The sequence below is a fragment of the Bradyrhizobium sp. Kon56 genome, assembly GCF_055807635.1.
In genome coordinates, this window is sequence record NZ_JBVVOU010000129.1 from 1 (window position 1) to 581 (window position 581).

A 581-nucleotide genomic window follows, 5' to 3' on the forward strand; every position below is an offset into this window, starting at 1 on the left:
ACTTTTCGGCAGGGCACCAAACGAGTGCTAACACTTTTCAATTTGATCAGCCATTGGAGACTGTAGTCACATACATGTTTCCTGAAGGTGTCTTTTTTATCTCAAGCCTCATGACGTCTATTTGGTTATGGGCATCCTCAACAAAAAAGGCGCACCATGTACAGTATAAGCAATTGATGGTAGGCAGTATGAGATATGAGCTCTTTTAGAATAAAATCCATCTATCCAGTTGATTACGTTAGTACCAGCAGAATCACACGTAGAACCAATAATTAACGCATGGCCGTCTGAACAAATAATATCTGCAGCTATGAATATCGCTACCGCTGGATCGGAGCCTTTTGCAGCCACTCTCTGGATGACATATTTCATATAATTATCGCAATTTCCATTTCCTGCATCCAGTTCAGTTTGTGTAATTTCTTGTTTTTGCATTGGATCACTCTTTAATTTTTACAAGTCAAAGTTTACGCCACACTCAATAATATCTTAACAGCTTATAAAAAATTATCACACCACGAACAATTCCGTATTCATACATATACAAGCTTACCGATACTTAAGTGTACAAATCACTAAAG

The 581-nt window shown here is 37.7% G+C and carries 1 protein-coding gene; it reads right to left on the reverse strand.

Annotation, left to right across the window (positions count from 1 at the left end):
- Positions 1 to 117: 117 nt before the first annotated feature.
- Positions 118 to 435: a hypothetical protein gene (locus tag AC0L3B_RS38265; protein WP_473382732.1), complete on the reverse strand. Its 318-nt coding sequence runs from the start codon at positions 433 to 435 to the stop codon at positions 118 to 120.
- Between the last annotated feature and the right edge of the window lie 146 nt (positions 436 to 581).